Here is a 23,495-nt window from a genome sequence, read left to right as displayed (position 1 = left end):
TTTTGATGGACGTCTGGAAGATGAATTTATTGATCGCGACATTGGCAAGTTCCAAGGCTGGCAGTGGATTAATCTTTGGGAAATCCATGTCGATAATCAGTGGGTGTCTTGTGAAAAATTCGTTTGCCAATATGCGCTGAATATTTCACGAAGTAACATGTCGAAGTTGTAATTTATATTGCCGGGTCAATCATCCTGCGGCTTTGCGGGAATAAAAAGTTACTTGGCTTTGATGAAGATATCCTGGCTGTTAGTTTGCGGTCAGTATCGCCAGTGCCGCAGCCGTGGGTGAATCTCCGGACGCTGCCACTGGTTCCCGGCAAACGGGTCGCTACAATGGCGCTCGACTTTGACGCTCTCGAGGCAGTATGGATATCGAGCTGGCCCGCACCTTCCTGGAAATCGTTCGCAGCGGCAGCCTGATCGCCGCCGCCGAGCGCCTGCACCTGACCCAGACCGCCATCAGTGCCCGGGTACAGAACCTGGAAGGCCAGCTCAACTGCAAGCTGCTGGTGCGCAACCGGGCCGGGGCCCGTCCCACGGCCGACGGCGAAGCCTTCATCACCTACGCCAACCAACTGGTGCAGACCTGGGAAGCGGCCCAGCGCGACCTGCCGCTCTTGGCCGGTTATCGCAATGTGCTGCATGTGGGGGGCGAATTGAGCCTGTGCAATCCGTTGATGCTGCATTGGGTACGGCGCCTGCGCCAGGCCTTGCCCAACCATGCGGTGCGGACCCAGATCGGCGATGGCGCGAGCTTGCAGCGTCAACTGGAGTTGGGCGTGCTGGATGCGGCGCTGGTATTCCAGCCGCTGTACTCGCCAGGCCTGCAGGTTGAGCAACTGCTGGAGGAGAAGCTGATCCTGGTACGCCTGGCCGGACGCCCGGAGCCCTATGTGTATATCGACTGGGGCGAGGATTTCCGGCGCCAGCACGACGCCGCACTGCCTGAACAGGCAAAGGCCGCGGTGGGTTTCAACCTTGGGCCCCTGGCGCTGCAGTTCATCCTCGATTCCGGCGGCAGCGGCTATTTCCGTACCCGGGTGGTCCAGAGCTATCTGGACAGCGGCGTACTGGAGCGAGTGGAGAAGGCCCCGGAGTTCAGTTTCCCCACCTACCTGCTCTATGCCCGGGAGCGCGATTCGGCTCCCTTGCAGCGAGCCTTCGAGGTCTTGCGCGAAGTGATTGGCCAGGACACCGACTGGTCCCAGCGCTGGTCGCCGATCAACTGACTCCAGGGGCGAACCGCGACAGCGACAAGCGCGGCCTCAGGGGCGCGGTTCGGAGGCCGAGGCCAGCACCTGGCCGATGCTGCGGCGCCGAGCGTGGGCCTCGCTGGCGTGGACCAGTTGCTCGAGATCCTCGGGCGTGACGTCGAAGAACTCTTCCATTTCCTCCAGGGCCAGCTTCAGGTCGGCGGCGGTGATCGCCAGGCTGTCGGTGGCGGAGGCTGGAACCAGGACCGCCGGCGGCTCGCTCGGCCCCTTGGGGTAGCGAGTGCGGGTCAGGTTGTTATAGGCCAGGGCGCTGGCCAGCAAGCTGGCGGCGGCCAGCATCACCGGCCCCAGCTCCAGCCAGCCCAGGGCGATGCTGTCCGGGTCGGCCAGCACCAGGGTCAGGGCCACCGCACCAGCCGGCGGATGCAAGCAACGTAGCCAGCACATCAGCACCACTGCCATGCCTGCGGCCAGGCAGGCGCTGCCCAGGCTACGCCCCAGCACCTGGGCCACCAACAGCGCCATTACCGCGGCGCACAGGTAGCCACCGAGGATCGACCAGGGTTGCGCCAGGGCCCCGGAGGACACTGCGAACAGCAGCACCGCCGAGGCACCGAGGGGGCCGATCAGGTGCACGGCCACGGGCATGCCGAATACCTGGGCGCAGAACCACACACTGAACAGGGTTCCCAGGGCCATGCCGAGGGCGGCGCGGCTCCATTCCAGGGGACGGGTATTGATGGCAGCGGGTTTCCAGCGGGCGAACATCGATGACAACGATCCATTTACAGACGGCGGGCAAAAAGAAGGGCTTTGCCTGGATCACCAGAAAGCCCTTGAACGTTCCAACATTTGGGGGAGGAACGGGCGCAGTTTGCCGATCGATACGGTGACTGGCAAATTCATAATAATGCTCTTTAAGTGCAGTTTTTTTGCATTCAAGCCCTGATCTGCCAGGCGCATGAATCTACCCGGTGCTGCATTCGCTAGAGCAGCAGGTGCATGGCGCAGCGCCGCTGCGCCGGCAGCCCGTGCTCGGCCTCGTCGGCCAGGACCTGGCACAGGCGCGCCGGCAGCCGGGCCGTCTCCAGGGTGACGAAGCCCAGGCGCCGATAGAAGGGTTCGTTCCACGGCAACTCGCGGAAGGTGCTCAGGGTCAGGGCCTCGAGCCCTCGCTGGCGCGCATGTTCGATCGCGGCCTGCAGCAGGGCCTTGCCGATACCCCGGCCCTGGTGGTCGCTGGCTACCGAGACCTCCCATACATGCAACTGCGGGCCGAAGACCTGGGCGGCGAGAAAAGCGCACGGGCCAGCATTGTCGGCGATGGCCACCCAGACCACCTGGGTGCGGATGCGTTGTTCGTGGCAAGCGCTATCCGCCACTGGCGCGTCGGCCAGCCAGGCGAGTTGCGGATCGCGGCGAAACAGCGTGGCAGCGGAAGTTTCGATGGCGGGGAGGAAGCGGGCATCGGGCACTCGCGCCCGGCGGATTTCAATGGTCATGGGCGCGAGTGTAAGGAGCCGCCGGGGCCTTGTGCAACGGCTTCAGGGCTGTGGCAAGGCGGGGCCGGGCAAGTGCAGGAGGACGAAGTCGTTCTTGTCGAAGCGTGCGCTGAGCGCCGGTTTCAGTCCGGCCAGGGGACTGCCTTGCAGGTCGGCGAGGTCATCCTGGTCGAGGATGATCCAGGCCGGCCCGGCAATCTGCTCCAGCGCCGCGGCCTGGTCGGTGAAGCGCGGCTGCAGGTCGCGGTCCAGGTTGACCATGAACTTGATCGCCTTGGCGTCCTTGCCCATGCGGTGCAGGACCAGCGGCGCCGGCTGCTCCTCGATCAGGCGCAGCGCCGCCTGGCTGAAGGCCCGGGTGTCGTAGAGCCGGTGCTGGACGGGTTCGAACACCCCGATGTAACAGGCCCAGACCGCCAGCACAGCGCTGTAGGCCAAGCCCACGGCGCGCCACTGGCGCTTGAACAGCAACGCCAGGGACAGCAGTTGGAGCAGCCCCAGCACCACCAGCATGGGAGTGAGGCTGGTCAATTGGTCGGGGAATTTGCGCCGCAACACCACCAGGCCCACCATCAGCAGTGCCGGCAATAGCAGCCACAGGCCCTGGATCAATCCGCGCAGCCAAGCCATCGACCGGCCGCCATGGGCCTGGAACGGATAGCTGGCGATGATGGCCGCCATGGGCAGCATCGGCAGCAGGTAGCGCGCCTTCTTCGCCTGGGGAATCGACAGGCCGATCATCACCACCAGCGCCGCCGCGGTGCTCCAGCGCAGCAGCCTGAGGGCCGGGCTGGCCGGTTCGCCCGAGCGGCCCAGCAGCACGGCGACCCAGGCCAGGAGCGCCAGCGGGTAGGCCAGGGCGTAGTTGCCCAGGGAACTGGTGAAGTAATAGAAGACATCACTGGAGCCTTCGCTGCCGTCCATGCGCCCCATGAACTGCATGCGGATCACATCGTCGACGAATGCCTGGCCGCCGCTGAGCTTGGCCAGCCACAGCAGCAGGGCAACGCACGCCGCCAGTAATCCGAGGGCGCTGAAGCCGAAGCCGAACAGGCGCCGCCACTGGCCTGCCAACAGGTAATAGCTGCATAGCATGCCGGTGGGGATCACCAGGCCGATGGGTCCACGAATGGCGAAACCCACTACCAGCAACAGCAGGATCCAGCCCAGGCGCCGGGGCGCGGCGAAATGGTCATGGGCGTAACCCAGGTAGAACACCGCCAGGGACACGGCGGCGAGCATCTGGTCAAGGGATACCGCGCGGGTTTCGCTGATGAAGGTATTGCTCAGCAGCAACAGGGCGATGCTCGACAACGCCCAGGTGCGAGAGTAGGGCGCCAGCAGGCGATAGAGCAGGCTGACGATCAGTGCCGAGGCGATGGCCGTGGGCAACCAGGCGGTGAAGCTGGTGACCTGCCCGCCGGGAAGCGAGAACAGCCACACCAGCAGGGTCGAGGCGCTGGTGTAGTCGGCATAGGGCTCGCCGTAGGTGGTGGGGAAGAACCCCGGGCCATGGCGCAGCATTTCCTTGGCGAACAGGACGAACCGGGAATCGAAGCCGATCGCCGACTGATGGTCGGCGCCGGCGCAGAACAGCAGCAAAGTCAGCAGCCCCAGCCCCAACGATTGCCAAAGTAATGTGTTCGAAGGGGAGCTGGAGTGCGTGCTCATTCAGGCCTCGGCGGACCACTGCTGATGGGGGATCGGCAGGTTGCGCGATTCGCCGCGACCGATCGGGAAGTAAGTGAAGCCGTTACGGGCCAGGCGTTCGGCGTCGTACAGGTTGCGGCCGTCGAAGATCACCGGCGCCTTGAGGCGCTGCTGGATCAGCTCGAAGTCCGGGGCCTTGAACTGCTGCCACTCGGTGCAGATGATCAGGGCGTCGGCGCCGTTGAGCACCGACTCCGGGGTGCCCATGAGCATCAGGCGCGACTCATCCGGGTACAGGCGCTGGGTTTCCTGCATGGCTTCCGGGTCGAAGGCCCGGACCTCGGCGCCGGCGGCGAACAGTGCATCGAGCAGCACCCGGCTCGGGGCATCGCGCATGTCGTCGGTGTTGGGCTTGAATGCCAGGCCCCACAGGGCGAAGGTCTTGCCTTTCAGGTCGCCCTTGTAGAACGCCTTGATACGCTCGAACAGCTTGTGCTTCTGCCGCTCGTTGATGGCTTCCACCGCTTGCAGCAGGTCGCTGGAGCAATGGGCCTGCTCGGCGCTGTGGATCAGGGCGCGCATGTCCTTGGGGAAGCACGAGCCGCCATAGCCGCAGCCAGGGTAGATGAAGTGGTAGCCGATACGAGTGTCGGCACCGATCCCCAAGCGTACCGACTCGATATCGGCCCCCAGGTGCTCGGCCAGTTCGGCGATCTGGTTGATGAAGCTGATCTTGGTCGCCAGCATGCAGTTGGCGGCGTACTTGGTCAGCTCGGCGCTGCGCAGGTCCATGAACATGATGCGGTCGTGGTTGCGGTTGAACGGCGCATACAGGTCGCGCATCACGTCGCGTACTTCTTCGCGGGCGCAACCGATGATGATCCGGTCCGGGCGACGGCAGTCGGAAACCGCCGAGCCTTCCTTGAGGAATTCCGGGTTGGAAACGATATCGAATTGCAGCGGACGACCGTCCAGGGCTTTCTCGATGTGGGCCTTGAGGGTATCGCCGGTGCCTACCGGTACGGTGGATTTCTCCACCAGGATCAGCGGCTGCTCACGGTGGCGGGCCACGGCATCGCCCACCGACAGCACGTAGCGCAGGTCGGCCGAGCCGTCTTCGCTCGAGGGCGTGCCAACGGCAATGAACAGCACCTGGCCGTGTTGCACCGCGAGTTTCTCGTCGTGGGTGAAGTGCAGGCGCTTGGCCTCGAGGTTTTCCTTGACCAGGCTCGCAAGCCCGGGTTCGAAGATGCTCACGTGTCCTTGTTGCAGCTGTTTGACTTTTTGCTCATCGATGTCCATGCAGATGACATCGTGGCCGACTTCAGCCAACACGGCAGCCTGTACGAGGCCGACATAACCACTTCCAAATACACTGATTTTCATGGGGTATTCCTGGGACTTGTCGCGGGTGCAGATCGAGAGTTGATGGTGATGACCCCGAGGATGACCAAGGCCACCCCAAGGGTTTTGGAAAGCGTGAACGGCTCGTTGAACAGCGGCAGGCCGGCGGCGAGCAGGTAGACCAGCGCATAGCTGATGCTCAACAGCGAATAGGCCCGGCCCAGTGGCAGGTCGCGCAGGGCCAGCAGCCAGCAGAGCATCGACAGGGCATAGGCGAAGATCGCCGCGACGACTACCGCCAGGGCGGCCAGGTCGACGCTGCCGTTACCCAGGGCCTCCAGCCACTGCTGGGGCGCGGGCAGGCGCGTCATGCTCCAGCGCATGGCCAGTTGTGCCCCGCTGACCAGCACTACGCTGCCCAGGGCGAAGGCGAAGCCCTTGGCCCGGCTCATGCGTGACGCCCCAGCAGCACTACGCCGCCGATCACCAGGGCGACCCCCAGCCAATGCCGGCGGTCGATGGGTTCGTGGAAGACGAAACGGGCAACCAGGGTGACCAGCACGAAATTCAGGCTGAGCATCGGGTAGGCCACACCCACTTCCATGCGCTGCAATACCAGCAGCCATACCAACAGGCCCAGGCCGAGGCTGAACAGGGCCAGCCACAACCAGCCCGAACGCAACTTGGCCAGCAGGTCCGAGGGCTGGTCGCGCCAGCTTTCCACGGCGAATTTCTGTGCCACCTGGCCCAGGCAGGTGAGCCCGCAGGCCAGCAATAGCAGCAACAGGCTCATGGCTGGCTCTGGGGAATGATGAAGATCACGATATTGCCCTGGGCATAGCGCTTGGCATCCGGTGGCAGGAGCTGGACTTCATGCTCTTCATCGCTGCTCTTGACCCGCATGACCACGCCCACGGGGCCTTGCTTGCGAGCTTCGGCTATCCACGGCTGGACCTGGTCCAGGTCGACCTTGCGCTGGGCCGAATCGTCATAGGCCAGGCCGTACTTCAACTCGCCCTCGGTGTTGTACAGGGTCACGTCGCTGCGGCGCAGGCGCCAGGCCAGGGCCGATGCCGCGCCCAGATCGTTGCTCAGCAGGTTCTTGGATGCGCTCAGCTCAGCGACGTGATCGATGATGAACTGGTCGGGAATCTTGTTGTAGACCACCGAGTTGGGCAGGGCCGCCGGGGCCAGCGCCACCAGCAGGAAGCTGCCCAGGGCCGGGGCAGCCCACAGGGTCGACGGACGCATGGCCGCCAGCAGGTTGCTGAGGATCCAGCCCAGCAGCAGGACGTACACCAGCACCAGGTGCTGCGGTTCATCCACGTACACCGGTTTTTTCAGCTGGAAGTACACCAGCGCCAGGAGCCCCAGCAGGCCCGCCAGCAAATTGAGCAGGCCATTGAGACTGATGAGGCGCGTCTGCTTGTTGCCCAGGCGATCTATCAGGGTATTGCCCATCAGCAGCGCCAGAGGCAACAGGCACGGCAGGATATAGGCGGGCAACTTGCCCTTGCTCAGGCTGAAGAAGGCCAGTGGCAGCACCAGCCACAACAGCAGGAAACCGCTACTGCCCAGGCGCCGCTGGTGCCAGGCTTGTTTGAACGTGGCTGGCAGCAGCATGACCCAGGGCACACTGAAAGCCACCAGCAATGGCAGGTAGTACCACCATGGCGAGGCGTGCTGGGCATCTTCACCGGCGAAACGGCGAATATGCTCGTGCCAGAAGAAGAAACGCCAGTAGTCCGGCTCCTGGGCATGTACCGCCAAGGCCCAGGGCAGGCTGATGAGGACCGCGACGAGTACGCCGATGCCACCCAAGACCAGCAACGAGCGCAGGCGTTTCTGCCAGATGGCGTAGGGCAGGGCCACCAGCACCGGCAGCAACCAGGCCAGGAAGCCCTTGGTCATGAAGCCCATGCCGCAGGCCAGGCCCAGGACTACCCAGGCCAGCAACTGTCCGCGGGAAGTCTTGCAGTCGAACGTGAACCACAACGCCACCAGGCTCAGGTTGACCCAGAAGGTGAACTGCGGATCGAGGTTGGCGTAGCCGGCCAGCAGCGCCACGACGGTAAAACTCATGTACAGCAAGGCACTGGCCACAGCCTTGCGTGAGTCGTTCCACAAGCGCATGGCCAACAGGTAGGCCAGGACCACGCTCAGGCCGGTGCTCAGGGCCGAGGCCAGGCGCACGCCGAACAGGTTGTCACCGAACAACGCTTGGCCGATGGCCATGAACCAATAACCGGCCACCGGCTTTTCGAAGTAGCGAATCCCCATGAAATGCGGCGATGCCCATTGACCGCCATGGAGCATTTCCTGGCTGATCTGCGCATAGCGCGTTTCATCGGGAATCCACAGGCCATGGGTGGCCATGGGCAGGAGGTAGAACAGGCCGAAAGCGACCAGCAGCAGCGACAGGGCCCAGCGTCTGCTCATGCTCCTTGCACTCCCAGCCAGCCTTCGCGGCCTTCCAGGGCGCCGCGTACCACCTGGCCTGCCGGCAGGCTGGAGATATCCGCCGGGAGCAGGTCTCCCAGGGGTTGGAAATGAATGTCGCGCTGCTTGGCACTGGCCAGCAGCTGGCGGAAGTCATTGGCCATCAGAATCCCTTCTACTTCGGCGTGGATGGTGTAGACATTGAGCTTGCCTGGCTTGAACCGGTCGAGGATGAAGGCGTTGAAATCAGCGCTCGACACCACGGGGCCGACGACTTCATCGAAGGTCGGCAGGTCTACCGGAATTTGTGGCGCGCCCAGGCCGCCGTCCGCCAAGCGTGGCTGGAACAGGCTCTGGCCGCGGCAATCGCTGTTGTAGCGAAAGCCGAATTGTTGTTTGGCTTCGATGACCCGCTCATCGGCACGCCAACCGGCGGATGCCGAGCAGCTCACCGCTTGCCCGAGAATATCGTTGAGGCTGTCGACGCCACGGCGGATCTGTTCGATCAGCTGGGCCTGGCTCCAGCGCCCGGTGTTGGCCTGCCAACCGTGGTGATCCCAGGCGTGCAGGCCGACTTCATGCCCGGCAGCCAGGGCCTGGCGCATCAAGTGCCCCAGGTCCCGGCCGATGGGCTTGCCTGGCCAGGCGGTGCCGGCCAGGAGAATGTCCCAGCCATACAGGCCGGCAGCATTGGACCGCAGCATTTTCCAGAGGAACTGCGGACGGATCAGGCGCCACAGGTGGCGCCCCATGTTGTCCGGCCCGACGCTGAAGAAGAACGTGGCCTTGACCCCGGCTTCATCCAGCGTTTCGAGCAGCCGTGGCACCCCCTCCCGGGTGCCGCGGTAGGTATCGACATCAATGCGCAGACCTGCCTGCATCAGCGTGCTTCTTCTTTGGCGCGATCGGCGATTTCCAGCATGGCTTCGCGCAGGAAGAAGTCCAGGGTGTTGCCGATGGTCTGGCTCATCTCCACGGTCGGTTCCCAGTCCAGCAGGCGCTTGGCGTTCTCGATGCTTGGCTTGCGGTGTTCCACGTCCTGGTAGCCGGCGCCGTAGAAAGCCTTGCTTTCCACTTCGCGGAAACCGGCGAATGGCGGGAAGTTGCCACGCAGTGGGTGGGCCTCGAACTGACGCAGCAGCTCTTCGCCCAACTGGCGGATGCTGGCTTCGTTGTCCGGGTTGCCGATGTTGATGATCTGGCCGTTGCAGCAGTCGTTCTCGTTGTCGACGATGCGGGCCAGGGCCTCGATGCCGTCGGCGATGTCGGTGAAGCAGCGCTTCTGCTCGCCACCGTCGAACAGGCGGATCGGGGTGCCTTCCACCAGGTTGAGGATCAACTGGGTGATGGCCCGGGAGCTGCCGATACGTGCCGAGTCCAGGCGGTCCAGGCGCGGCCCCATCCAGTTGAATGGACGGAACAGGGTGAAGTTCAGGCCCTTGGCGCCGTAGGCCCAGATCACGCGGTCCAGCAGTTGCTTGGAGACCGAGTAGATCCAGCGCTGCTTGTTGATCGGGCCGACGATCAGGTTGGAGTTGTCTTCGTCGAAGTTCTTGTCCTGGCACATGCCATAGACTTCCGACGTCGACGGGAAGATCACCCGCTTGTTGTACTTCACGCAGTAGCGGACCAGCTTGAGGTTCTCTTCGAAGTCCAGTTCGAATACGCGCAGCGGGTTACGGGTGTATTCGATCGGGGTGGCGATGGCCACCAGCGGCAGCACCACGTCGCACTTCTTGATGTGGTACTCGATCCACTCGGAGTGAATGCTGATGTCGCCTTCGACGAAGTGGAAGTTCGGGTGGCTGCGCAGGCGCTCGATGGCGTCGCAGCCGATGTCCAGGCCGTAGACTTCGTACTTGTCGTCGCGCAGCAGGCGCTCGGACAGGTGGTTGCCGATGAAGCCGTTGACCCCCAGGATCAGCACCCGGGTCCGACGTGGCTTGCGGCCGGACTCGGCGCCGCGCAGCAGGGAGCCGTCCACCAGGCCCAGTTCGTTGGCCAGTTGCGGGCCGCTCAGGTACAGGCCGTTGGCGTTGCGCTGGCCGGAGGTGATGACCAGGGAGTCTTCGCCACAGGCGATGCGCAGCGGATCGACGCTGATGACCCGGCCCGGAGCCTGGCCTTCGTTGCCCTTGGCCACCTCGGCGCTCCAGACGATCAGCTTGTGCTCACCGACGGCGCAGAAGGCGCCAGGGTAGGGCTGGGTCACGGCACGCACCAGGTTGAACAGTTCTTCGGCCGGGCGTTTCCAGTCCAGCTTGCCGTCCGCGGCGGTACGCCGGCCAAAGTAGCTGGCTTTGGATTCATCCTGGACGGTTTCGCTGATCTTGCCCTGGGCCAGTGCCGGCAGGGTGTCGCGCAGCAGGCTGGCGGCGGCATCACGCAGCTTGTGGTGCAGGCTCAGCGCGGTGTCGCTGCGCTCGATGGCCACGCGTTCCTGGGCGATGATCGCGCCGGCATCGGCGCGCTTGACCATGCGGTGCAGGGTCACGCCGGTCTCGGTCTCGCCTTTTACCAGGACCCAGTTCGCTGGGGCGCGGCCACGGTAGCGGGGCAGCAGGGAGCCGTGCAGGTTGAACGCGCCCTTGCTGGCGGTGGCCAGCAGCTGCTCGCTCAGCAGGTTGCGGTAGTAGAAGGAGAACAGATAGTCGGGATTGAGCTTGGCGATGCGCTCGATCCACAGCGGATGGTTGGCATCTTCCGGGGCATGCACGGCGATACCCTTGCGGGCGCACAGTTGCGCGACGGAACCATAGAAGGTGTTTTCCTTCGGGTCATCGGCATGGGTGAACACCGCGGCGATCTCATAACCTGCGTTGAGCAGGGCTTCGATGCCAGCACAGCCAATATCGTGGTAGGCGAAGACGACAGCTTTATTGCTCATTGGGAGACCTGATCAGTATGGGTGGAAGTTAAACCGTCGACAGTCACAACCGGGGCCGGAACCGCCGGGTGGCTGCGCAAGACTCTTTCGATGAAGAAGCGTGGGCGGGCTCGCACGTCGCTGTACATGCGCCCCAGGTATTCACCCAAAAGGCCCATGCCGATGAACTGGCCGCCGGTGAACACGAAGAGCACCGCGAACAAGACGAAGGTGCCGTCGCCAGCCCAGGTCGCGCCGAAGATCAACCGCAGGACGATCAGCATCAAGGCGAACAGCGCGCCCAGGCCGGCCATGCCGAAACCGATGATGCTCAGCAAGCGCAGGGGCGTGGTGGTCATGCAGGTGATCAGGTCGAACATCAGGTTGACCAGGCGCATCGGGCTGTACTTGGAGTCGCCGTGCTCGCGCTCGGCGTGCTCCACCAGCACCTCGGTGGTATGCCGGGCGAAGCTGTTGGCCAGGATCGGGATGAAGGTGCTGCGCTCGGTGCAGGCCAGCATCGCGTCGATGATGGTCCGGCGATAGGCACGCAGCATGCACCCGTAGTCGCTCATGGCGACCCCGGTGGAGCGCTGCACCGCGAGGTTGATCAGCTTCGACGGCCAGCGGCGGAAAGCCGAATCCTGGCGGTTGTTGCGCACGGTGCCGACCACGTCGTAGCCCAGTTCGGCCTGGGCCACCAGGCGTGGAATCTCTTCCGGCGGGTTCTGCAGGTCGGCATCGAGGGTGATCACCACATCGCCGCGGCACTGCTCGAAACCGGCCATGATCGCTGCGTGCTGGCCGTAGTTGCGGTTGAGGATCACCGCCACCACCGGGCTGCCTTCGCGTTCGGCGGCGGCTTGCAGGATGTTGGCCGACTCGTCGCGGCTGCCATCGTCCACCAGGACGATTTCAAAGTCGTGCTTGAGCAGGCGGCAGGCCGCTTCGGTACGTCGCAAGAGCTCGGGAAGGCTCTGTTCTTCGTTGTAGACCGGGATGACGATCGACACGAACTGAATGGGATAAGGTTTCAAGGGGGTCAGTCCAGGAGGTTTTCAATGGCGCCGGCGACCCGCTCGACATCGTCGAGGGTCATGTCCGGAAACAGTGGGATCGAGCACAGCCGCGCGGAGTTCCACTCGGTGTGCGGCAGGTGCACGTCGGGGAAACGCTGGCGGTAGTAGGTGTGCATGTGGGTCGCGATGAAGTGGATGCCGGTGCCGATGTTCTGCTCCTGCAGGCCCTTCATGAAGGCTTCGCGATCCAGCCCGCAACGCTCGGCATCGATGCGCAGGATGAACAGGTGCCAGCTGTGCTGCTGCGGATACTGCGGCAGGTGCAACGGTTGCACCGGCAGGCCGGCCAGGCGCTCCAGGTAGGCCTTGGCCAGGACTTCGCGACGGGCGTTGATCGAGTCCAGGCGTTGCAGTTGCACCAGGGCAATGGCGGCGTTCATGTCCGCCAGGTTGTACTTGAAGCCGGGCTCGATCACCTGGGCCTGGGGCTTGCGGCCATGGGTCAGGCGGTCGTAGGCGTCCACGCCCAGGCCATGGAACTTGAGCATGCGCACCCGGTTGGCCAGGGCCTCGTCATCGCTGACGAACATCGCGCCCTCGGCGCAGGTCATGTTCTTGATCGCATGGAAGGAGAAGATCGCCGTGCCCCGGGCGCCGATCTCGCGACCGCGGTAGGTGGTGCCGGCGGCATGGGCGGCGTCTTCGATCACTGCGATACCGTGCTTGTCCGCCAGGGCGTAGAGCGGGTCGAGGTCGAAAGCGGCACCCGCGTAGTGCACCGGGATGATCGCCTTGGTCCTGGGAGTGATCGCGGCCTCGATGGTCGCTGCGTCGCTCATCAGGGTGTCGGGATCGACATCGACGAACACCGGGGTCGCCCCCAGCAGGCAGATCATGTTGGCGGTGGAAACCCAGGTCTGGGAGGGGGTGATGACTTCATCGCCGGGGCCGATGCCCAGGGCCAGCAGGGTGATGTGCATGGCGCCGGTGGCCGAGGACAGGGCCACGGCATGGCGGGCGCCGACACGTTCGGCGAAGAGCTGTTCGAGTTCCTGGTTTTTCGGGCCGGTGGTGATCCAGCCGGAGCGCAGAACCTGCTCTACAGCGGCCACCTCTTCGTCGCCAATGCTCGGGCGCGAGAAAGGAAGGAAAGCCTGGTTCATGGTTACCTCGGGTCTACACAATGCGAAAGCTGGGGGTAAGGGTGCAGCGTGCGAACAACGTTCATGGAGCGCGGGGGGCGGTGGTCATCGGGCACATCCGGTTGATTGGGCCAGCGTGGCGTTCCATGCAGCAAATGAGTAAAGACGATGATTGTGAAAAGTAAAGTGGATCAAGGCGTTACCCGTGCAAACTGTGAAACAGCTGCACTAGGCCCCTGGGCCGTCGGTGGCTGAGATTAAGCGCAAAAATGTGAAACGAATATGAAAAAGAAGCCAAAACTCCGTTTTTCTGCGAGCTAGACAGCCAGGGTTCAGTTTTTTGTTAATTTTGTTCATCAATTGGCTGTAGCCGCCAGTTTTAGCGGGTTTAAGGCGAGCAGAAAAGGGTGCCACCCAAGGATTTTTCGCAACTGGCCAAGGCGCTATCAAGTGCAACCGGTTTGTTACATATGTCCATGACTGCGCCCATCGAACAAGCCAGCGAAAACATCGGCGCGACCAATCCCTTGGGCCTGTACCTGGCGCGATTGGCGCCCTCCAGCCAGTCGACCCTGCGCTATGTGCTGCAGGACACGGCCGACCGCCTGGAGTATGAGGACATGAACCTCGAGGACCCCAGCTGCAGCCGGAGCATGTCACCGCCCTGGTCGCGACCTTGCGTCGCGATGGCTACGCTCCCAATACCTCTTCGCTGTACGTCAATGCCCTGCGCGGAGTCATGAACATCGGTGAACCTTGACCTGGCCCGGGTGGACTTCGACCAGCGCAGCCTCGAGGTGCTGGCCAAGGGCAACAAGCAGTTGATCAAGTACGCGCCGGCCTGGGCCTTCCACAAGCTGCAAACCTGGCTCGACCTGCGCCGCGAACGCCTGCCCAAGGGGCAGGCCGATGATCCATTCCTGTTCAATCGCATTCGCCGCGGCGGCCATATCATCCGTGAACGTATCAGCAAGCATGCCATCTACTCCATCGCTCGGCAGCGAGGAGCCGAGGTGGGCGTGCGGATCACGCCCCATGATTTTCGTCGTTCGTTCATTACTCGGGGGATCGAAGAGCATGACCTGGCGATCGCCCAGAAACTGGCCCATCACACCAATATCCAGACCACCGCCAGCTATGACCTGCGCGACGACAACGAACGTCGTCGCGCCATGGACCGTTTCGACCTGTAGTCCACCGGACTCAGGCCGCCGGCGTGCCGGGGACGAGCTGGCCGGTCAGGTCCCAGACTTCCAGCATCCTGGAGTACTCACAGGCATGGCTCGGGTCGCTCAGTAGCCAGTCCTCGAAGGCCTGGCGTTCCGCGAGGCTGCAGTCGTCCTCGCGCAGGCGGATGCACCAGTGGGCCGCCTGCATCATTACGTACTCATCTGCTGCGTCGGCAGGCTCGGTCATTGTTCAATCCTTGTTCAGAGTGGAGCTCACTGCGCCCGCCATGGGCGGGTATCGCGCCAGTATCAGGCCGAATCGCGTGCGCCGCCAAGGCGTGGCTCAAGTTGCTGTTGTCGCACCCAGGACATGTGCCAGGCCCTGGGTGCAAATCCTTACCCGAGTACCCGGGGCCGGCAGGTGGGGGCCCTGATTGCGTACCGGCACCAGCTGCTCGCCACCGCTAGCGGTGGCCAGGGCGACATTGAGGGTGCAGGTGTTGCCGGCGAAGTCGCAATCTTTGACCACGGCGACGCAACCGGTTGCGACCCCGCTTCCCGGGGCCTCTGGAGCCAGTTGCAATTGCTCGGGGCGCAACATGATCGTGGCTTGGCCCCTGGCAGCCGAATCGCGTACAGGCAGCACGCCGAGGTCGCAGTGGGCCAGTCCGTTGTCCAGGTGCGCCGGTAGCAGCACGGCATCGCCCAGGAACAACGCCGTCTGCGCATCCTGCGGGTGCTGGTACAGCTCCAGGGGAGGGCCGGCCTGGATCAGCCGGCCCTGGCGCATGACTACCAGTTGGTCGGCAAAGGACAAGGCTTCGGCCTGATCGTGGGTAACCATGACCGTGGTCACTCCGGCATCGGCCAGCAGGCGGGCGACGGTCTTGCGCATCGAGGCCCGCAAGCCCGTATCCAGGGCGGAGAAAGGTTCATCCAGCAACATCAACCGCGGGCGTTGGGCCAGGGCGCGGGCCAGGGCCACTCGTTGTTGCTGGCCGCCGGACAGCTCATGGGGCCAGCGTGTTGCCATGTTGGCCTCCAGGGCGACCATTTCCAGCAGTTCAGCGATGCGCTGGCGCTTGCTGTCCTGGCTCCCTGGCAGGCCGAAACCGACATTGGCCGCCACGCTCAAGTGCGGGAACAGCGCGCCATCCTGCGGGACATAGCCGATCAGGCGCTGGTGGGCAGGTACCGCGCCCTGGTCGTCGACCATGACCTGGCCGTCGAGGGTAATGCACCCGCGGTCGGGGAATTCGAAACCGGCAATCATGCGCAAAAGGGTGGTCTTGCCGGAGCCCGAGGGGCCGACGATTGCCGTGCGACTGCCAGAGGGTACGCAAAGGTTGATATCGGTCAGCGCCGCTACTGGGCCGAAGGATTTATGCACTGCATGGAGTTCAAGGGTATTCATCGGCCTGCGCTGCGCCTGGACTGTTGGTAGAGAAGGCCGGTCAACGGCAGTGAAAGCACGATCATCAGCAAGGCATAGGGCGCTGCCGCGGCATAGTCGATTTCGCTGGTCATGGCCCAGAACCCGGTCGCCAGGGTCCGGGTGCCGTTGGGTGCCAGCAGCAGGGTGGCCGTCAGCTCGTTGCTGATGGCCAGGAATACCAGCGCCGCCCCGGCCGCCGCACCCGGGGCCGCCAGGCGCAGGGTGATCCACCACAGGGCCTGCAGCGGTCCACGGCCCAGGCTGCGAGCGATGTTTTCCAGCTCCACCGGGGCCTGGGCGATACCGGCCCGCAAGCTGACCAGCGCCCGGGGCAGGAACATCAGGGCGTATGCCAGGAGCACGCAAAGGCTGGTCTGGTAAAGCGGCCGGGCGAATTTTACGCTGATGGTCACCAGCGCCAGGGCGACGACGATGCCCGGCAGGGAGCTGCTGATGTAGTTGCAGCTTTCCAGCAACCGCAGCAATGGGCCCGGGGCGCGGATCGACAACCAGGCCAGGGGCAGGGCGACCAGGGTGGTCAGCAATGCGCCGAGGCTGGCCAGGACCAGGGTCTGTTGCAGGCTGGGCAGCAAGTCCGCGCTTTGCCAGACGGCTATCCCGCCAGCCAGCAGCCACTTGCCCAGGGTCCATAGGGGAACGCCCAGGGCCAGGAGGCTGGTGAGTGTCGTCAGCCCCAGGCCGGCGCAGCGCGAAATCGCCTGCAAGCGCATGGCACGTTGTGCCCTGGGGCTGCCGGAGCCGACCCGGGCGTAGCGGGCGTGGCCTCGACTGGCAGACTCGATCGTCAGCAACAGCAAGCAGCACAGAACCAGCACCCCGGCCAGCATATTGGCCGCAGGTCCGTTATAGGTGGACTGGAACTGGTCATAGATGGCGGTGGTGAAGGTATCGAAGCGAATCATCGCGTAGAGGCCATACTCGGCCAGCAGGTGCAGGCCCACCAGCAACGCACCGCCGCCGATGGCCAGGCGCAGTTGTGGCAGCACCACCCGCAGGAACAGTGGCCAGGGCCGCAGCCCCAGGGACTCGGCAACGTCTTCGATAGCCGGGTCGAGCCGACGCAAGGAGGCAGCGACCGGTAGGTAAATGAAGGGGAAATAGGCAATCACCGACACCAGCACGGCGGCCGGCAATCCATGCAGGGCCGGCAGCAGGCTGACCCAGGCATAGCTGTGAACGAACGCCGGCACGGCCAGGGGGGCCACCGCCAGCAAGGACCAGGCCCGGCGCCCCGGCAGGTCGGTGCGCTCTGTGAGCCAGGCCAGGGCCACGCCCAGCAGCACGCACAACGGCAGCGTCAGGGCCAGCAGCAACAGGGTGTTGTACAGCAGCTCCAAGACCCGTGGGCGCAACAGCAGTTGGGCAATGGTCGCCCAGCCGGTCTGGATCGAGATACCGACGACGAACCCCAGGGGCAGCAAGGCCAGCAACGACACCAGCAAGGCCGTTGCCGACAGCCAGGGCACGGCCCCCGGGCCCAGGCCACGACGGCGATAGCCGGCCAGCGTGGTGTCCCGGGCCTTGCCGATATCGGCGGCGTTGGACAGCGACAGGTCGTCGGCCATGGCTTACAGGAGACCGGCCTGGCCCATCAGGTCCACGGCTTTCTTGCTGTTGAGCCTGGCGGCGTCGACCTTGGGGGCATCCAGTTCGGCCAGGGGCACCAGTTGCGAATTGGAAGGCGCGCCCTGGCCCACGGCATATTCGAATGAGCGACCGCTCTTGAGTACCTCTTGGCCCTGCTTGCTGGTAATCCACTCGAGGAAGGCCTGGGCCTGTTCCTGGTGTTTGCTGGAGGCCAGTACGCCACCCCCGGAAAGGCTGACGAAAGCCCCCGGGTCCTGGTGCTTGAAGTAGTACAGGGCGGTGTTCTTGCTGTTTTCCCCGGTCTTGGACTGGTCGACGAAGCTGTAGTAGTGATAGATCACGCCACTGTCCACCTGGCCGGCATTGACGGCCTTGAGCACCGCGCTGTTGCCGCGATACAGGCTGGCATTGGCCTTGATGCCCTTGAGCCATTCCAGGGTGGCGGCTTCGCCCTTGAGCTCCAGGACGGCACTGACGATGGCCTGGAAGTCAGCTCCGGCGGGCGAGGCGGCCCATCGGCCTTTCCAGGCCGGTGTTGCCAGGTCCATTAGCGATTTGGGCAACTGGTCGGAGCCGAGCTTGGCCGGGTTGTAGACAAACACGGTGGAGCGGGCTGCGATTCCCACCCAGTTGCCATGGCTCGGCCGGTAAGCGGCACCGACCTGCTCCAGGGTGGTCGGCGCGACCTTGGCCAGCAGCCCGGCGTTATCCACCAGGGCCATGGCCGGGGAGTTCTCGGTCAGGAACACGTCTGCCGGGGAAGCGTTGCCTTCCTGCACCAACTGGTTGCCCATCTCGCTGTCATCGCCATTGCGCAGGGTGACCTTGATCCCGGTGTCGCGGGTAAAACCTTCGACCCAGGCCTTGGTCAGGCCCTCATGCTGGGCGTTGTAGACCAGGATGCCGTCGGCATCCGCCGCCCAGGCATGCCCGGCAGCCATCACGGCGCCGGCGAGCAGGGCGGACTTGAAGATAGAGGGGGTACGAATGGCCATGGTGAAGCAGCTCCTGGTTTTTTGGATGCATCGGTCCGGACCTTGGCTTGGGAAGTCGCCGTTTCACGTTGACCAATAGGAATCATTTGCAGGTGAAAGCTGGGCGCAATGTAGAGCGGCAAACAAGAAAAAATCGTCAAATTTATGCGTAATTCCTGTCATGTCCGAGCTCATGCCGAATGGCTTGTGATGTGGGCCACAGCTTGGGTGGAGCAGGCTAAGAAAGGCGCAGGCAAGGCTCTGGCGCTGATTTATACTCAGCGCCGGAAAATCGCTGGAAATGGAATTGACAGATCAAATGAGGGAAGACCGATGAGCGCCAGACTGTGCAACAACATCAGTGCCGTGACCTTTGTCAGCAAGTACAAGGCCGTGTGCCAGCCGATCGCTGATCAACTGGACCTGCCGGTGGAGAATATCCTTGGCCTGGCGGCCCAGGAGAGCCAGTACGGCACCGGGCGCATCGCCCGTGAATTGAACAATTTCTTTTCCATGCACGCCCCGGCCCCGCTGCAGATCGGCGCCGAGGCGCCCCTGGGCAATGCGGCCATCAAGGTGGCCAAGTTCGCCTCCTTCCAGCAGTCGGCCCAATCCTTCGCGCAAAGCTTCGGCGCTTCGGTACGTGGCAAGCGCGAGCCCATGGAATTCGCCCAGGCCCTGGTACGCAGCGGCTATAACAGCGGCGATGCGGCCACCGGCGGGCGCAACGGCTTCGCCAAGTACCTGGCGGACATCATCGTTGCGGTCAGAGGGCGCCTGGCATGCTGAACAACCGCCTGGTTTTCCGGGGGCTCGGCGTGCTTCTGGCCTGCGCGGCCTTTAGCGCCTGCGCCGCTGGTGGCTTGCAACCGACCCAGATCGAGCATTCGGGGCTGACCCGCGAACAGGCCCAGCAGGTGTTGCTGGTGGCCCTCAAGCACCAGGATTACCAGATGGACAAGCCCGGGGTGTTCGTCGATGGCAACCTGCAGGACGAAAACGGCAAGCCACCGCATCCGGGCTACTTCGACTTCAGCCTCGGCTACGAGGATCCCAAGGCCGGCGCCACCGAGTACTGGGGGCTGTTCTCGGTCAGCACGGCCACCGGCGATGTCTGGGAAATCAACAGCTGCAAGCGCCTGGATGGCAGTGAACTGCGGGCCTTGCAGGGCCAGATCATGGGCCGTACCGGCAAGACCCTGGTGGACGAGGAGCCACAACGCCGGGGCTTGGGCTGCGAGGACGAGAAGTAGTACGGCAGGCGAGTAGGCTGGACGGCGTGCTCGCTTGGTTTCGCCCCCGTCCGGTGTACCCGGCGGGCTAGTCCATATCCGCTTCGATACGCTGGATCAGGTAGGGATAGAAGGGATTGGAGGTCAGGCGCATCAACTCATCCATGGGCAGGACCAGCACCCCCCGTTCGCCACGGGCGGCCAGGGTCCCCAGGTGCACGCCGAAATTCTCGGTGCTGGTGGGCTGGGTGCCATACAGCGCATCGTCCACGGGGAAGGGCAGCGCCACATGGGATAACGAGAACACTTGCGGCGGGTAGGCCAGGTCCAGGGACTGCCGGCTTTCCTGCCGGCTGCCGGCAGCGGTGCTCAACAGCTGTACCGTGTTGTTGCCGGTGTCCTGGTTGCTCAGGATCCGCGTGCTGTAGTTGCGTGGCGGCGGTGGTAGCAGGCTGGCCGCGGAGGTGGCATTGGCCGGATCCAGCAACCCCTCGAAATCCCGGGCACGGTTGAGGTCCAAGAGCACCAGTTCGCTGCCATTGGCCGGCAGTTGCCGATACAGCCCCTCGACCAGGGCCGGTGTGCTGACGGTGGAGTCCACCAGGGACTGGAACGCCAGGATCGGCGGCAACCCGACCAGGCGTGAGTCGTTCGCCAAGGCTTGCAGCTGGCTTTGCAAGGCGTCGGTGAGCAGCCAGGACTGGCGGGCAGCGTTGACCGGGAACGAGTTGTACTTGAACGGGTTGTATTCCGGCCGCAGGTTCAGCCACGCCGTCTTGCTGAAGGCCGGGAACACTGCCGGCCAGGCAGCCAACCCGGCGAAGCGCGCGGAGGCCGCGACCCCGATCATCGGCGAGACCAGCACCAGGCGCTGGGCCTGGGGCAACTGCGGATCGAGCAGGGCATCCAGGGAATACTTGACCGCCAGGGCGCCACCGTTGGAGTAACCCACCAGATGCAGTGGCGCCGGTGCCGGAACTTCGGCCCGGGCGGTGCGCAGGGCCAGGCGCGTGGCGGCCAGCCAGTCTTGCCAGCGGGCATCGGTCAGGCCTGCGGGCACCGTGCCGTGGCCGGGCAGGCGCAGGCCGATGGCCAGGTAGCCGTGCTCGACATAGCGCTGGGCGATGTGCCGCAGGCTGTAGGGCGAGTCGGTAAGACCATGCACCAACACCACCACGCCCCGGGGGTGCCCCTGCGGGCGCAGCAGGTAAGAGCGGTTCCAGTCGGTGGCGAACCCCGGGGGATAGACCCGGCTGTCCTGGCGATAGCGATTGAACGGTGGCACCCGGGTCGGATCCAGCGAGGCGCTGACGGCTTGTTCGACCTCGGCGAATACCCGGTCCTCGGCCTTGAGCCAGCCGGTCCAATCGCTGCGGTCGAGCTCCCCGGCGTCCAGTTCGTGGGGAACATACAGGTGCCAGGGTTGCAGCGCCGGGCCGCGTTCACTGTCATAGATCCGCCAGGCCGAGAGGGTCAGGGCCGCGACCGTGAACACCAGCGCGCCCTGCTTGAGCAGCCAGGCGAGCTTGCTCATGAGTCGGCGCCCGGGGCGCTGATGCGGTATACGCAGCGCCGGTCGCCGGTGATCAGGTGTTCCATGCGCCGTACTTCGCCCAATTCGCCGATGGCCGCCTGGAACACTTGCAGTTCGGAGCGGCAGAAACCCTGGCATTGCCGCGCGGCGACACAGATCGGGCAGTGGCTTTCGATCAGCAACCAGTCATCGCCTGCGCTTTCCACATGGGCCATGTAGCCGGCCAGGTCACGAATCCGTGCCAGGGCGCGGACCCGTTCTTCCAGGGTCGACAGCGGGGCGCAGGTGGCCAGGTACTCGGCGTTGTTGATCCGTTCCATGTCGCTGACGATGCGCTCGACACCCTCGGCGCCGAACACTGCGCGGATCGAGTCGATCAACTGCAAGGTCAGGTTGGCGTGGGTATCGGGGAAACGCGCCTGGGCCTGTTCGGTCAGTACCCATTTCTGCGACGGACGTCCGGCGCCCTGGGCCGGCATCAGTTGGCCGGCGATAAGCTGGCTATCCACCAGCTTCTGCAACTGTTGACGGGTGGCCTCCAGCGACACCTCCAGCAGTGGCGCCAGGTCGGCGGTTTTCAACGGGCCGCGGGTTTTCAGCAAAAACAGGATCCGCTCGGCGGTGGCGCCGGGGTTTTTCTTGTCGGCCGGGGAAGACATCGTAGACATGCTGGACCATTGACCAAGGGGCGATCGGGAACATTCGAGTGCCTGCGCAACGCAGATAGCCGGGCAAGCATAACAGGCTCCGCCGGCCTGGCCTGGAGATTGTCCTTTGTGGGTTCGCTAAGAGCGGGGCGTGGTCGATGTTGAAAAAACCAATTATCAAAGCAATTGCTTGTGTAATACAGTGCGGCCTTCTCGAACAACCAGACAGGAACAAGCCATGGCATCGACAACGGGCTGGTCGGCACTGCTACTGGGCAAGAATGGGCTGCGCTCCGCAGCCCTGGCCGGGGGCGTCGCGCTGCATGCAATCAACATCTACCTGGTCACCACTTTGCTGCCGTCGGTGGTGCAAGACATCGGCGGCCTGGGCTACTACGCCTGGAACACCACGCTGTTCGTGGTCGCCTCGATCATCGGCTCCGTACTCTCGACCCGGGCCCTGGCAGTGCTGGGCCCGAAGCTGGCGTATGCCCTGGCGGGCCTGGTGTTCATGCTGGGCTGCGGTTTGTGTGCGCTGGCGTCGGACATGGCCTGGCTGATTGTCGGGCGCAGTGTCCAGGGGCTGGGCGGAGGCCTGTTGTTCGCCTTGCCCTACGCGATGATCCGCCTGGTGTTCGATGAACCGCTGTGGCCCCGGGCGATGGCGCTGATCTCGGCCATGTGGGGCATGGCTACGCTGATCGGGCCGGCGGTGGGTGGGGTATTCGCCGAGCACGGCAGCTGGCGTGCGGCATTCTGGGTACTGTTGCCTTGTACCTTGCTGTTCATGCTGCTGGCCGTCGCCCTGTTACCGGGAAAGAACGGCGAACCGGCACCACGTACGCCACTCCCCGGACTGCAGTTGATGCTGCTGACGGTCATGGTCCTGGCGATTTCCGTTGGCAGCATCAGCGCCTCGGCGCTGTACAACGTCCTGGGGTTGGCCGTGGGCCTGGGCCTGTTGCTGGTGGTGGGGGCCATGGAGAACCGTTCGTCTAAACGCCTGTTGCCCCGTGGCAGCTTGAGGTCCGGCAACCTGTTGCTGTCGCTGTACCTGTCCATGGCGTTGCTGGTGGTGGGCATGACCAGCGAGGTCTTCGTGCCATTGTTCCTCCAGGTGCTGCATGGCCAGACGCCGTTGCTGGCCGGTTACATCGCCGCCTTGATGGCTGCGGGCTGGACCCTGGGAGCGCTGGCCAGCTCCGGGCTGGGGGCGGGCGCTGCGGCCCGGGCCGTGGCCAGCGCGCCGTTGCTGGTGGTGACCGGGCTGCTCCTGGCCTACCTGGCCATGCCCGCCGCCAGCAGCCTGGCGAGCCTGGGGGCAATATGCCTGGCCATGGTGTTGGTGGGGGTCGGTATTGGCCTGGCCTGGCCGCACCTGCTGGCGCGGGTGCTGGAGAACGCCCCGGCCGACCAGAAGGAGCTGGCCGGGGCTTCGATCACCACCGTGCAACTGGTGGCTACAGCGCTGGGAGCGGCGCTGGCGGGGATGATCGTCAACCTGGCGGGGCTGGGTAGCGGTACTGACCTGGCCGGGACAGCCCGGGCGGCCGGCTGGTTGTTCGGCTCGTACGCCGGGCTGTCGTTGCTGTTGTTCGTTTCGGTGCGCCAGGTACGCCGCGCCCCGCCTGTGGTCGTGCAGCTCTAGTGGCGAGGCTGTTGCAGATTGTGGCGGGAGCGTCATCGGGGTTTAATCGACGCCTTTTCTTGTGATTGC

20 protein-coding genes and 2 pseudogenes are annotated in these 23,495 nt (G+C 64.3%); 5 read left to right on the top strand and 17 right to left on the bottom strand.

Translation table 11 applies throughout. The annotated features are described in order from the left end of the window. The first annotated feature begins 368 nt into the window (after window positions 1-368). A complete protein-coding gene (locus H7A76_RS19030) occupies window positions 369-1,232 on the top strand; it encodes a LysR family transcriptional regulator (RefSeq protein ID WP_185699915.1) in 864 nt (287 codons plus the stop codon). A 36-nt stretch (window positions 1,233-1,268) separates the two neighbouring features. Here H7A76_RS19030 and H7A76_RS19025 read toward each other — a convergent pair whose 3' ends face one another. The 11 genes and pseudogenes from H7A76_RS19025 to arnB form a co-directional block, all read right to left on the bottom strand. After that, window positions 1,269-1,985 (bottom strand): HPP family protein, encoded by a 717-nt coding sequence (locus H7A76_RS19025; RefSeq protein ID WP_185699914.1) that lies wholly within the window; start codon window positions 1,983-1,985, stop codon window positions 1,269-1,271. A 218-nt stretch (window positions 1,986-2,203) separates the two neighbouring features. After that, window positions 2,204-2,728 (bottom strand): annotated as a pseudogene (locus H7A76_RS19020) (GNAT family N-acetyltransferase); the annotation flags it as partial. A 33-nt stretch (window positions 2,729-2,761) separates the two neighbouring features. After that, window positions 2,762-4,390, bottom strand: coding sequence for a glycosyltransferase family 39 protein (locus H7A76_RS19015; RefSeq protein WP_185699912.1), 1,629 nt, complete (start codon window positions 4,388-4,390; stop codon window positions 2,762-2,764). After that, window positions 4,391-5,755 carry a UDP-glucose/GDP-mannose dehydrogenase family protein gene (locus H7A76_RS19010; RefSeq protein WP_185699911.1) on the bottom strand — a complete coding sequence of 455 codons (1,365 nt, stop codon included), beginning with the start codon at window positions 5,753-5,755 and terminating at the stop codon, window positions 4,391-4,393. It lies immediately after the preceding gene. Further along, window positions 5,752-6,165, bottom strand: coding sequence for a 4-amino-4-deoxy-L-arabinose-phosphoundecaprenol flippase subunit ArnF (gene arnF, locus H7A76_RS19005; protein ID WP_185699910.1), 414 nt, complete (start codon window positions 6,163-6,165; stop codon window positions 5,752-5,754). Before arnF ends, H7A76_RS19010 begins: the two co-directional genes overlap by 4 nt. Beyond that, the gene (gene arnE / locus H7A76_RS19000; RefSeq protein WP_185699909.1) at window positions 6,162-6,506 is read right to left on the bottom strand and encodes a 4-amino-4-deoxy-L-arabinose-phosphoundecaprenol flippase subunit ArnE; all 345 of its coding nucleotides are present in this window, start codon (window positions 6,504-6,506) and stop codon (window positions 6,162-6,164) included. The genes arnF and arnE overlap by 4 nt, the downstream gene beginning before the upstream one ends. Then, the gene (arnT, locus tag H7A76_RS18995) at window positions 6,503-8,152 is read right to left on the bottom strand and encodes a lipid IV(A) 4-amino-4-deoxy-L-arabinosyltransferase (protein WP_185699908.1); all 1,650 of its coding nucleotides are present in this window, start codon (window positions 8,150-8,152) and stop codon (window positions 6,503-6,505) included. The genes arnE and arnT overlap by 4 nt, the downstream gene beginning before the upstream one ends. Then, complete coding sequence (gene arnD, locus H7A76_RS18990; protein ID WP_185699907.1) at window positions 8,149-9,033, bottom strand: 4-deoxy-4-formamido-L-arabinose-phosphoundecaprenol deformylase; 885 nt, start codon at window positions 9,031-9,033, stop codon at window positions 8,149-8,151. Before arnD ends, arnT begins: the two co-directional genes overlap by 4 nt. Next, window positions 9,033-11,039: a bifunctional UDP-4-amino-4-deoxy-L-arabinose formyltransferase/UDP-glucuronic acid oxidase ArnA gene (gene arnA / locus H7A76_RS18985; protein ID WP_185699906.1), complete on the bottom strand. Its 2,007-nt coding sequence runs from the start codon at window positions 11,037-11,039 to the stop codon at window positions 9,033-9,035. Before arnA ends, arnD begins: the two co-directional genes overlap by 1 nt. Then, the gene (gene arnC / locus H7A76_RS18980) at window positions 11,036-12,055 is read right to left on the bottom strand and encodes an undecaprenyl-phosphate 4-deoxy-4-formamido-L-arabinose transferase (protein ID WP_185699905.1); all 1,020 of its coding nucleotides are present in this window, start codon (window positions 12,053-12,055) and stop codon (window positions 11,036-11,038) included. The genes arnA and arnC overlap by 4 nt, the downstream gene beginning before the upstream one ends. 5 nt (window positions 12,056-12,060) lie before the next feature. Then, on the bottom strand, window positions 12,061-13,200 hold the full coding sequence (arnB, locus tag H7A76_RS18975; RefSeq protein ID WP_185699904.1) for a UDP-4-amino-4-deoxy-L-arabinose aminotransferase: 1,140 nt from the start codon (window positions 13,198-13,200) through the stop codon (window positions 12,061-12,063). Between the two features lie 455 nt (window positions 13,201-13,655). On the opposite strand from arnB, the pseudogene xerC reads away from it, so the two are divergent. After that, window positions 13,656-14,372, top strand: a pseudogene (xerC, locus tag H7A76_RS18970) (tyrosine recombinase XerC). A 10-nt stretch (window positions 14,373-14,382) separates the two neighbouring features. On the opposite strand, the gene H7A76_RS18965 reads toward xerC, so the two are convergent. The 4 genes from H7A76_RS18965 to H7A76_RS18950 form a co-directional block, all read right to left on the bottom strand. Next, window positions 14,383-14,595, bottom strand: coding sequence for a DUF4880 domain-containing protein (locus H7A76_RS18965; RefSeq protein ID WP_185699903.1), 213 nt, complete (start codon window positions 14,593-14,595; stop codon window positions 14,383-14,385). Window positions 14,596-14,691: 96 nt separating this feature from the next. Then, window positions 14,692-15,762 (bottom strand): ABC transporter ATP-binding protein, encoded by a 1,071-nt coding sequence (locus H7A76_RS18960; RefSeq protein WP_185699902.1) that lies wholly within the window; start codon window positions 15,760-15,762, stop codon window positions 14,692-14,694. Beyond that, entirely contained in the window at window positions 15,759-17,369 is a 1,611-nt protein-coding gene (locus H7A76_RS18955; RefSeq protein WP_185699901.1) for an ABC transporter permease, read from the bottom strand. The genes H7A76_RS18960 and H7A76_RS18955 overlap by 4 nt, the downstream gene beginning before the upstream one ends. Before the next feature lie 3 nt (window positions 17,370-17,372). Beyond that, window positions 17,373-18,386 carry an iron ABC transporter substrate-binding protein gene (locus H7A76_RS18950; RefSeq protein WP_185699900.1) on the bottom strand — a complete coding sequence of 338 codons (1,014 nt, stop codon included), beginning with the start codon at window positions 18,384-18,386 and terminating at the stop codon, window positions 17,373-17,375. A gap of 312 nt (window positions 18,387-18,698) precedes the next feature. Between H7A76_RS18950 and H7A76_RS18945 the strand changes: the two genes are divergently transcribed. Both H7A76_RS18945 and H7A76_RS18940 read left to right on the top strand, forming a co-directional pair. After that, window positions 18,699-19,154, top strand: coding sequence for a glucosaminidase domain-containing protein (locus H7A76_RS18945; protein WP_185699899.1), 456 nt, complete (start codon window positions 18,699-18,701; stop codon window positions 19,152-19,154). Further along, the gene (locus H7A76_RS18940) at window positions 19,148-19,618 is read left to right on the top strand and encodes a hypothetical protein (protein WP_185699898.1); all 471 of its coding nucleotides are present in this window, start codon (window positions 19,148-19,150) and stop codon (window positions 19,616-19,618) included. Before H7A76_RS18945 ends, H7A76_RS18940 begins: the two co-directional genes overlap by 7 nt. Window positions 19,619-19,685: 67 nt before the next feature. Here the strand turns inward: H7A76_RS18940 and H7A76_RS18935 are convergent, their stop codons facing one another. Both H7A76_RS18935 and H7A76_RS18930 read right to left on the bottom strand, forming a co-directional pair. Beyond that, the gene (locus H7A76_RS18935) at window positions 19,686-21,131 is read right to left on the bottom strand and encodes an alpha/beta hydrolase (protein ID WP_185699897.1); all 1,446 of its coding nucleotides are present in this window, start codon (window positions 21,129-21,131) and stop codon (window positions 19,686-19,688) included. Beyond that, window positions 21,128-21,799, bottom strand: coding sequence for a helix-turn-helix transcriptional regulator (locus H7A76_RS18930; protein WP_409302397.1), 672 nt, complete (start codon window positions 21,797-21,799; stop codon window positions 21,128-21,130). The genes H7A76_RS18935 and H7A76_RS18930 overlap by 4 nt, the downstream gene beginning before the upstream one ends. A gap of 217 nt (window positions 21,800-22,016) precedes the next feature. Here H7A76_RS18930 and H7A76_RS18925 point away from each other — a divergent pair, with 217 nt between their 5' ends. Continuing rightward, window positions 22,017-23,426: an MFS transporter gene (locus tag H7A76_RS18925; RefSeq protein WP_185699896.1), complete on the top strand. Its 1,410-nt coding sequence runs from the start codon at window positions 22,017-22,019 to the stop codon at window positions 23,424-23,426. Window positions 23,427-23,495: the final 69 nt, after the last annotated feature.

Origin of the sequence: Pseudomonas sp. MSSRFD41 (genome assembly GCF_014230245.1) — a bacterium.
Lineage (GTDB): Bacteria > Pseudomonadota > Gammaproteobacteria > Pseudomonadales > Pseudomonadaceae > Aquipseudomonas > Aquipseudomonas piscis.
Note: the sequence above shows the minus strand (reverse complement) of the source record. Positions and strands in the feature narration are given on the sequence as shown.

Bases quoted from the DNA above. Each gene is read 5' to 3' on its own strand.
- H7A76_RS18930 (WP_409302397.1), bottom strand. From the start codon at position 21,799: ATGTCTACGATGTCTTCCCCGGCCGACAAGAAAAACCCCGGCGCCACC.
- H7A76_RS18965 (WP_185699903.1), bottom strand. From the start codon at position 14,595: ATGACCGAGCCTGCCGACGCAGCAGATGAGTACGTAATGATGCAGGCG.
- H7A76_RS19030 (WP_185699915.1), top strand. From the start codon at position 369: ATGGATATCGAGCTGGCCCGCACCTTCCTGGAAATCGTTCGCAGCGGC.
- H7A76_RS18935 (WP_185699897.1), bottom strand. From the start codon at position 21,131: ATGAGCAAGCTCGCCTGGCTGCTCAAGCAGGGCGCGCTGGTGTTCACG.
- H7A76_RS18960 (WP_185699902.1), bottom strand. From the start codon at position 15,762: ATGAATACCCTTGAACTCCATGCAGTGCATAAATCCTTCGGCCCAGTA.
- arnD (WP_185699907.1), bottom strand. From the start codon at position 9,033: ATGCAGGCAGGTCTGCGCATTGATGTCGATACCTACCGCGGCACCCGG.
- H7A76_RS18940 (WP_185699898.1), top strand. From the start codon at position 19,148: ATGCTGAACAACCGCCTGGTTTTCCGGGGGCTCGGCGTGCTTCTGGCC.
- arnT (WP_185699908.1), bottom strand. From the start codon at position 8,152: ATGAGCAGACGCTGGGCCCTGTCGCTGCTGCTGGTCGCTTTCGGCCTG.
- arnF (WP_185699910.1), bottom strand. From the start codon at position 6,165: ATGAGCCGGGCCAAGGGCTTCGCCTTCGCCCTGGGCAGCGTAGTGCTG.
- H7A76_RS18955 (WP_185699901.1), bottom strand. From the start codon at position 17,369: ATGGCCGACGACCTGTCGCTGTCCAACGCCGCCGATATCGGCAAGGCC.
- arnB (WP_185699904.1), bottom strand. From the start codon at position 13,200: ATGAACCAGGCTTTCCTTCCTTTCTCGCGCCCGAGCATTGGCGACGAA.
- H7A76_RS18950 (WP_185699900.1), bottom strand. From the start codon at position 18,386: ATGGCCATTCGTACCCCCTCTATCTTCAAGTCCGCCCTGCTCGCCGGC.
- H7A76_RS18945 (WP_185699899.1), top strand. From the start codon at position 18,699: ATGAGCGCCAGACTGTGCAACAACATCAGTGCCGTGACCTTTGTCAGC.
- H7A76_RS18925 (WP_185699896.1), top strand. From the start codon at position 22,017: ATGGCATCGACAACGGGCTGGTCGGCACTGCTACTGGGCAAGAATGGG.
- H7A76_RS19025 (WP_185699914.1), bottom strand. From the start codon at position 1,985: ATGTTCGCCCGCTGGAAACCCGCTGCCATCAATACCCGTCCCCTGGAA.
- arnE (WP_185699909.1), bottom strand. From the start codon at position 6,506: ATGAGCCTGTTGCTGCTATTGCTGGCCTGCGGGCTCACCTGCCTGGGC.
- arnA (WP_185699906.1), bottom strand. From the start codon at position 11,039: ATGAGCAATAAAGCTGTCGTCTTCGCCTACCACGATATTGGCTGTGCT.
- H7A76_RS19010 (WP_185699911.1), bottom strand. From the start codon at position 5,755: ATGAAAATCAGTGTATTTGGAAGTGGTTATGTCGGCCTCGTACAGGCT.
- H7A76_RS19015 (WP_185699912.1), bottom strand. From the start codon at position 4,390: ATGAGCACGCACTCCAGCTCCCCTTCGAACACATTACTTTGGCAATCG.